General features: G+C 62.7%; 8 protein-coding genes. 6 read left to right on the top strand and 2 right to left on the bottom strand.

Annotated features, from left to right (window positions below):
* The coding region (gene rne, locus G1E_RS17260) for a ribonuclease E (RefSeq protein ID WP_047149968.1) at positions 1-1,886 on the bottom strand (1,886 nt) is incomplete at its 3' end.
* Between the two features lie 799 nt (positions 1,887-2,685).
* Between rne and rluC the strand changes: the two genes are divergently transcribed.
* Genes rluC through G1E_RS17245 form a run of 3 tightly spaced genes read left to right on the top strand, consistent with a single transcriptional unit; the run spans position 2,686 to position 5,316 of the window.
* On the top strand, positions 2,686-3,642 hold the full coding sequence (gene rluC / locus G1E_RS17255) for a 23S rRNA pseudouridine(955/2504/2580) synthase RluC (protein WP_009685075.1): 957 nt from the start codon (positions 2,686-2,688) through the stop codon (positions 3,640-3,642).
* A 3-nt stretch (positions 3,643-3,645) separates the two neighbouring features.
* On the top strand, positions 3,646-4,320 hold the full coding sequence (locus tag G1E_RS17250; protein WP_009685074.1) for an HAD family hydrolase: 675 nt from the start codon (positions 3,646-3,648) through the stop codon (positions 4,318-4,320).
* Between the two features lie 6 nt (positions 4,321-4,326).
* A complete protein-coding gene (locus tag G1E_RS17245) occupies positions 4,327-5,316 on the top strand; it encodes a S49 family peptidase (protein ID WP_009685073.1) in 990 nt (329 codons plus the stop codon).
* Between the two features lie 61 nt (positions 5,317-5,377).
* On the opposite strand, the gene G1E_RS17240 is transcribed toward G1E_RS17245, so the two are convergent.
* Entirely contained in the window at positions 5,378-5,956 is a 579-nt protein-coding gene (locus tag G1E_RS17240; protein WP_009685072.1) for a nucleoside triphosphate pyrophosphatase, read from the bottom strand.
* A 96-nt stretch (positions 5,957-6,052) separates the two neighbouring features.
* Between G1E_RS17240 and G1E_RS27750 the strand changes: the two genes are divergently transcribed.
* Genes G1E_RS27750 through plsX form a run of 3 tightly spaced genes read left to right on the top strand, consistent with a single transcriptional unit; the run spans position 6,053 to position 7,790 of the window.
* Positions 6,053-6,580, top strand: coding sequence for a YceD family protein (locus tag G1E_RS27750; protein WP_082437978.1), 528 nt, complete (start codon positions 6,053-6,055; stop codon positions 6,578-6,580).
* A gap of 13 nt (positions 6,581-6,593) precedes the next feature.
* Positions 6,594-6,776 (top strand): 50S ribosomal protein L32, encoded by a 183-nt coding sequence (gene rpmF / locus G1E_RS17230; RefSeq protein ID WP_029887079.1) that lies wholly within the window; start codon positions 6,594-6,596, stop codon positions 6,774-6,776.
* Between the two features lie 3 nt (positions 6,777-6,779).
* Positions 6,780-7,790 (top strand): phosphate acyltransferase PlsX, encoded by a 1,011-nt coding sequence (gene plsX, locus G1E_RS17225; RefSeq protein ID WP_082416259.1) that lies wholly within the window; start codon positions 6,780-6,782, stop codon positions 7,788-7,790.
* Positions 7,791-7,941: the final 151 nt, after the last annotated feature.

Here is a 7,941-nt window from a genome sequence, read left to right as displayed (position 1 = left end):
CGTTCTTCACGTGGTGCACGTTCTTCGCGTGGCTGGCGCTCGGCACGCTCTTCACGCGGCTTGCGCTCTTCGTCGCGGCGGCCATTGCGGTTGCGGCTTTGCTGGCGGCCGTTGCGGCGTTCTTCGTTGCGTGGGCTGCGCTCGGCGGCCGGTTTCTCGGCGGCAGGGGCGACCGGGGCAGCGGCAGGCTCGTCCTTGCCGGCGAACAGGCTGACCAGCGACTTGACCAGGCCCTTGAACAGGCTTGGCTCCGGCGCGCTCGGCGCGGCGGCGGCCGGTACCGGTGCATTGGCGCGGGCCGGGGCAGTTTTCACGGCCGCTTCCTGGCGAACCAGGGTACGGGTGGCAGTCGGTTGTGGTGCTTCTTCGGTTTCGCTGGCGGCGATTTCGTAGCTGGACTGGTTGTTCAGCACTTCCGGGTTGTCGTCGCGCAGGCGCTGGACTTCGAAGTGCGGGGTTTCCAGGTGATCGTTCGGCAGGATGATGATGCGCGCACGGGTGCGCAGCTCGATCTTGGTGATGGAATTACGCTTTTCGTTGAGCAGGAACGCTGCTACCGGGATTGGCACCTGGGCACGCACTTCGGCGGTGCGGTCTTTCAGGGCTTCTTCTTCGATCAGGCGCAGGATGGCCAGCGACAGCGACTCGACGTCACGGATGATGCCGGTGCCGGAGCAACGTGGGCAGACGATGCCGCTGCTTTCACCCAGCGATGGGCGCAGGCGCTGACGGGACATTTCCAGCAGGCCAAAGCGCGAGATGCGCCCAACCTGCACGCGGGCGCGGTCGGCTTCCAGGCACTCACGCACGCGCTCTTCGACGGCGCGCTGGTTCTTGGCCGGGGTCATGTCGATGAAGTCGATGACGATCAGGCCGCCGATGTCACGCAGGCGCAACTGGCGGGCGATTTCCTCGGCCGCTTCCAGGTTGGTCTGCAGGGCGGTTTCTTCGATGTCGCTGCCTTTGGTGGCGCGCGCCGAGTTGATGTCGATGGACACCAGGGCTTCGGTCGGGTCGATCACGATCGAGCCACCGGACGGCAGGTCGACCACGCGCTGGAAGGCGGTTTCGATCTGGCTTTCGATCTGGAAGCGGTTGAACAGCGGCACGCTGTCTTCGTAGAGCTTGACCTTGCTGGCGTACTGCGGCATCACCTGGCGGATGAAGGTCAGGGCTTCTTCCTGGGCGTCGATGCTGTCGATCAATACTTCGCCGATGTCCTGGCGCAGGTAGTCGCGGATGGCGCGGATGATGACGTTGCTTTCCTGGTAGATCAGGAACGGCGCGGCGCGGTCCAGGGACGCTTCCTTGATGGCGGTCCACAATTGCAGCAGGTAGTCCAGGTCCCACTGCATTTCTTCGCTGCTGCGGCCCAGGCCGGCGGTGCGCACGATCAGGCCCATGTCGCCCGGTACGGTCAGGCCGTTCAGGGCTTCGCGCAGTTCGTTGCGCTCTTCGCCTTCGATGCGGCGCGAGATGCCACCGGCGCGCGGGTTGTTGGGCATCAGTACCAGGTAGCGGCCGGCCAGGCTGATGAAGGTGGTGAGGGCGGCACCTTTGTTGCCACGCTCTTCCTTCTCGACCTGAACGATGACTTCCTGGCCTTCGCTGAGCACTTCCTTGATGTTCACCCGGCCTTCCGGGGTTTTCTTGAAGTATTCGCGGGAGATTTCTTTCAGCGGCAGGAAGCCGTGACGTTCGGAACCGAAGTCGACGAAAGCGGCTTCGAGGCTGGGTTCGATGCGGGTGATCTTGCCTTTGTAGATGTTGGCCTTTTTCTGCTCACGCGCGCCGGACTCGATGTCCAGGTCGTAGAGACGTTGGCCGTCCACCAGGGCTACACGCAACTCTTCGGGTTGAGTTGCGTTAATCAGCATTCTTTTCATGTTGTACCGTCGGTTTCCGGGCTGCCGGAAACGGCGTTCGGCACACACGACGTCTCATGGTCGGTGCCAAGGTGCGCAAAGGGTGGCCGGGCCACCCCCGTGTCGAGCAACGTTCGGCACCAGCCGGTTGCCCAGCCTGCCGTTGTCGCGACGACGCGTCCTGTTTGCTGCGGTGCCAACAAGGCCCCGGTGGCTTCGAATGGGTATCCGAATCAACCAAGCGGGCCTTGTGCACTCAGTCAGGAGGAGGAATCAACCGTCAGCCGTGGACGCCCGGGGGCATCTGTTCAGGACCTTATCCGCTCACCAGCCTTCAATCGGCTGCTGGCCGGACGCGGTGCTACACGGTCCGAGGGCTGTGCATCTCCACCCTGCACGTATCCCTGATAATTCGGGTGCTGCCGCGCGCTGAATCCGCAACGGGTTGCATTTTTCGCCAGCTTCGAATGGGAAGCTGACGCCATTACATGTCCAAGGCTGTTGTTTCCGGAGCATTCGCCTTGCGTTGCGTGGAAGCGACGGGGCGGGCAGAGCTACAACGAAAAGAATCGGGTAAGCAGGTGAACAACCACACTTGTCGTTTTTTTCGGTCTTCTCTACACAGCGCTGGTGGCGATTCCAGGCAATTCGGTAAACTGGCGAAAACCCCGTAGGACGGCCTCGCGTCCTGGAGAATTGCGTAGGTCAGCAACCGGCTCAGGGCCTGGTTTTGCTGGCCTGCCACTTTTGGCGGCGTTCGCGACTATAGCAGCAATGATTAAGTGCTTCAATTCCATAAAAAATTGTTATGATTCCCGCCATGACGACCAATACCCCTCCGACTTCCGGCGTACAGCTGATCGAAGTCGCGCCGGAGCTTGCCGGCCAACGCATCGACAATTTCCTCATCACGGCGCTCAAGGGCGTGCCCAAGACCCTGGTCTACCGCATCCTGCGCAAGGGTGAGGTGCGGGTCAACAAGGGCCGCGTGAAACCCGAGTACAAGATCCAGGCCGGCGATATCGTGCGGGTGCCGCCCGTCCGCCTGCCGGAGCGCGACGAGCCGGCACCGGTCGCCCAGGGGCTGTTGCAGCGCCTGGAGGCGGCCATCGTCTATGAAGACAAGGCGCTGATCGTGATGAACAAGCCGGCCGGCATCGCCGTGCATGGCGGTAGTGGCCTGAGCTTCGGCGTGATCGAGGCGCTGCGCCAGCTGCGCCCTGACGCCAAGGAGCTGGAGCTGGTGCACCGCCTGGACCGCGACACCTCCGGCCTGCTGATGATCGCCAAGAAGCGCAGCATGTTGCGCCACCTGCATGCGGCGCTGCGCGGTGATGGCGTGGACAAGCGCTACATGGCATTGGTGCGGGGCCACTGGCCCACGGCCAAGAAACAGGTCAACGCGCCCCTGCTCAAAAGCAACCTGCGCTCGGGCGAGCGTATGGTCGAGGTGAACGATGAGGGCAAGGAGGCGCTGACCCTGTTCCGCGTGCTGCGTCGCTTCGGCGATTTCGCCACCATTGTCGAGGCGCGGCCGATCACCGGGCGTACCCACCAGATTCGCGTGCATACCCTGCATGCCGGGCACATGATCGCCGGCGACAACAAATACGGCGACGAAGATTTCAGCCGCGAAATTCGCGAGTTGGGTGGCAAGCGCCTGTTCCTGCACGCCTACGCGCTGACCGTGCCGCTGCCGGACGGTGGCGAGCTCAAGCTTGAAGCGCCGGTGGACGAAGTCTGGGCCAAGACTGTGGAGCGGCTGAGTGCGCCGTGACCTATGAAAAAAGCTTATGAACTGCTGATCTTCGACTGGGACGGCACGCTGGCCGACTCCGTAGGGCGCATCGTCGAGTCCATGAACGCGGCTGCCGTGCGTGCCGGTGCGGCGCAAAGCAGTGATGATGCGATCAAGGGCATCATCGGCCTGGCCCTGGACGAGGCCATCCATACCCTGTACCCGCACCTGGAGCCCGTTCAGGTCGAAAGCTTCCGTCAGCACTACGCTGATATCTACACCGCCCTGGATCAGCAGCCTTCGCCGCTGTTCGAGGGGGTGAGCGAGTCGCTGGACGCCTTCCGCGCCGAGGGTTACCGCCTGGCGGTGGCCACCGGCAAGGCCCGTCGCGGCCTCGATCGGGTGCTCAAGGCCAACGGCTGGCAGGCGTTTTTCGACATTACCCGCGCCGCTGATGAAACCCGTGGCAAGCCACACCCGCTGATGCTCGAGGAAATTCTCGGCCATTGTGGTGTAGAACCGCAGCGTGCGCTGATGGTCGGAGATTCGGCATTCGACCTGCAAATGGCCAGCAATGCCGGCATGCATTCGGTGGCCGTGGGCTATGGTGCCATGTCGTTACAGGCGCTGGCCGAGTTCGGCCCGCAGGTTTGCATCGAGCATTTTTCCCAGCTGCGCGAGTGGTTGGCTGGGGCCGCAATTCCACTTCCAAGGTAGGTGAGCATGGCAGACGAATGGAAAGCCCCCGAGGCCGAGCCCGGGGAGCGCGAAGAGCGCAAGAGCTGGCAACTGCTGGAAAAGACCCTGTTGGCCAGTGTGCAGGAGCAGCGCCGCTCACGGCGCTGGGGTATTTTTTTCAAGCTGCTGACCTTCGTTTACCTGTTCGGCATCCTGGCGCTGTTCTCGCCGCTGATGGATATGGACAAGGCGGCCTCGCGCGGTGCCAGCCATACCGCACTGGTCGAGGTGCGTGGCGTGATTGCCGACCAGGAGGCGGCGAGCGCAGACAATATCGTCAAGAGCCTGCGTGAGGCCTTCAAAGACAGCAAGACCAAGGCGGTGGTAATGCGCATCAACAGCCCGGGTGGCAGCCCGGTGCAGGCCGGTTACGTGTACGACGAAATCCGCCGCCTGCGTGCCGAATACCCGGCCATCAAGCTGTACGCGGTAATTGCCGACCTGGGGGCGTCCGGTGCCTACTACATTGCCAGTGCGGCAGACGAGATCTACGCCGACAAGGCCAGCCTGGTGGGGTCCATCGGGGTAACGGCGGCCGGCTATGGCTTCGTCGGCACCATGGAAAAGCTGGGTGTCGAGCGCCGCGCCTACACCTCGGGTGAGCACAAGGCGTTCCTTGACCCGTTCTCGCCGGAAAAGCCCGAGGAGACGCGGTTCTGGCAAGGGGTGCTGGACACCACGCACAACCAGTTCATCGCCATGGTCAAGCAGGGCCGCGGCGAGCGCCTGAAAGACAAGGAGCACCCGGAGCTGTTCAGTGGCCTGGTGTGGTCGGGTGAACAAGCCAAGGCGCTGGGGCTGGTGGATGGGCTGGGCAGTGCCAGCTATGTGGCGCGTGAGATCGTGGGTGAGAAGGAGTTGGTGGACTTCACCGTGCAGGAATCGCCGTTTGACCGCTTCTCCAAGCGGGTCGGGGCCAGTGTGGCTGAGCACCTGGCCATGTGGATGGGCTTCCAGGGGCCACAGCTGCGCTGATAGCCTGTTCTGGCCCCATCGCCGGCTTGCCGGCGATGGGCCGCAAAGCGGCCCCAGGCCCTCAAGGAATCACCACCCCTTCCTTGGTCAGCATGTCCACCAGCCGAATCAACGGTAGCCCGATCAGGCTGGTGGCGTCGCAGCCATGGGTGCTCTGAAACAAACTCACCCCCAACCCCTCCGCCTTGAAGCTGCCAGCGCAGTCCAGCGGCTGCTCCGCCGCGACATAGCGCTCCACCTGCTCGCGGCTCAGTTCGCGCAAGGTCACGGTAAACGGTATGCAATCGACCTGGCATTGCCCGGTGGCGCTGTTGAGCAGCGCCAGCCCGGTCAGGAAGCACACCTGCTGCCCGCTGCACGCCAGCAGTTGTTCGCAGGCGCGCTCGAAGGTCTTCGGCTTGCCCAGCACCTGTTCGCCCAGCACCGCCACCTGGTCCGAGCCGATGATCAGGTGCCCGGGGTGGTTGCCCGCCAGTGCCTCGGCCTTCTGCCTGGCCAGGCGCTGCACCAGCTCTGGCGCTGGTTCGCCGGCCTGGCGCTGCTCGTCTATGTCGGGGCTTGCCCAGGTGAAAGGCAGTTGCAGGCGGGCGAGCAGTTCGCGGCGATAGGCAGAGCTGGAAGCCAGTAACAGAGGAAGCATGGTAGACTCCTGATTCAGTTGAACAAATTCTATCACGCACGATGCCGCCTAATTTCCTTTGACAGGGGCGGGGGGCATCCCTATTATGCTGCGCCTATGTTGAATGACCCGATTCCACCTCACGTTGACCCGCGCAAATTAGCCGATCGTAGCGTAACCCTTAACGGTTCGCTGCCGCTCGCTGATTTGGAAAGACTCTGCGACCCGCTTTCCGACAATGTCGGTACGGTGCAGGCGAAGTTCGATTTTGAACGAGATGAACAGCACGTGGTGGTTATCCACAGCGAGCTGGACGTCGAAGTCAAAATGGTTTGCCAGCGTTGTCTTGAGCTGGTCACCCTGCCGATCCATAGCGAATGCACTTACGCTGTGGTGAAGGAGGGTGCGAATACCCAGTCGTTGCCGAAAGGCTATGACGTGCTGGAACTGGGCGAAGATCCTTTGGATCTGCAGGCATTGATCGAGGAGGAGCTTCTGCTCGCCCTGCCAATCGTGCCTGCTCATCATCCGGAAGAATGCCAGCAGCCGGCGGGCGCAGACGAGCCCGAATCGAGCAAGGACGAGGTATCGCGGTCCAACCCGTTCAGTGTTTTGGCGCAGTTAAAGCGTGACCCAAACGTTTAGGAGTTAATCAATTATGGCTGTTCAGCAGAACAAAAAATCCCGCTCTGCCCGTGACATGCGCCGTTCGCACGACGCTCTGTCGGAAAACGCGCTGTCGGTAGACAAGTCCACCGGTGAAGTCCACCTGCGCCACCACGTTTCGCCAGAAGGCGTATACCGTGGTCGCAAAGTGGTCGACAAGGGCGCTGACGAGTAATCCTTGTCCGCTCAGGTCATCGCGATCGACGCAATGGGCGGGGACTTCGGTCCCCGCAGCATTGTTCAGGCTAGCATTGCCTGCCTTTCCGCTACCCCCTCGTTGCACCTGACCCTCGTCGGTCAACCCTCCCTCCTGGAAGATCTTGTCAGCGGCCTTGCGGCTGCGGATCGCGCGCGCCTGCAAATCGTCGCCGCCAGTGAAGTGGTCGGCATGGACGAGCGGCCATCCCAGGTGCTGCGTGGCAAGCCGGACTCGTCCATGCGCATCGCCCTGGAACTGGTGCGTGATGGCAAGGCCCAGGCCTGCGTCAGTGCCGGCAACACCGGCGCGCTGATGGCGTTGTCACGCTTCGTGCTCAAGACCCTGCCGGGTATCGACCGCCCGGCCATGGTGGCGGCGATCCCGACCCAGGCCGGTTACTGCCAGTTGCTCGACCTGGGTGCCAATGTCGATTGCAGTGCCGAAAACCTGTACCAGTTCGCCGTGATGGGGTCGGTGGCCGCCCAGGCCCTGGGTGTTCACCGCCCGCGCGTGGCGTTGCTGAACATCGGTACCGAGGACATCAAGGGCAACCAGCAGGTCAAGCTGGCGGCAAGCCTGTTGCACAATGCCCGCGGGCTCAACTATGTGGGCTTTGTCGAAGGTGACGGGCTGTACCGTGGCGAGGCGGATGTGGTGGTGTGCGACGGCTTCGTTGGCAATATCCTGCTCAAGTCCAGCGAGGGCCTGGCCACCATGATCGGTGCGCGGATCGAGCAATTGTTCAAGGGCGGGTTGCTGGCGCGGGCCGCTGGAGCCGTGGCCATGCCCCTGCTCAAGCGCCTGCAGGCCGACCTGGCGCCGGCGCGGCACAATGGCGCGAGTTTCCTGGGTTTGCAGGGTATCGTCATCAAGAGCCATGGCTCCGCAGGCGTTCAGGGGTTCCAGAGTGCCATCCAGCGGGCGTTGATCGAGATTCAGGAGAATCTGCCGCAGCGTTTGCACGGGCGTTTGGAGGACCTGCTGCTTTAGCCTGCGACGGGCCCGAGCAGGCAAACAAAGACCTTAGGCATATCACCGATGAAGTGCTTAAATGTGACCGCTTGGTCTGCGTCTTCATCCAAGCTTTCAGATTCCGCGCCTGGCCCAAGGCCTGGCGTACCCTATCCGACGACAAGATCAT

Origin of the sequence: Pseudomonas sp. TJI-51 (genome assembly GCF_000190455.2) — a bacterium.
GTDB lineage: Bacteria > Pseudomonadota > Gammaproteobacteria > Pseudomonadales > Pseudomonadaceae > Aquipseudomonas > Aquipseudomonas juntendi.
This window is presented reverse-complemented; position numbering and strand designations above follow the sequence as displayed.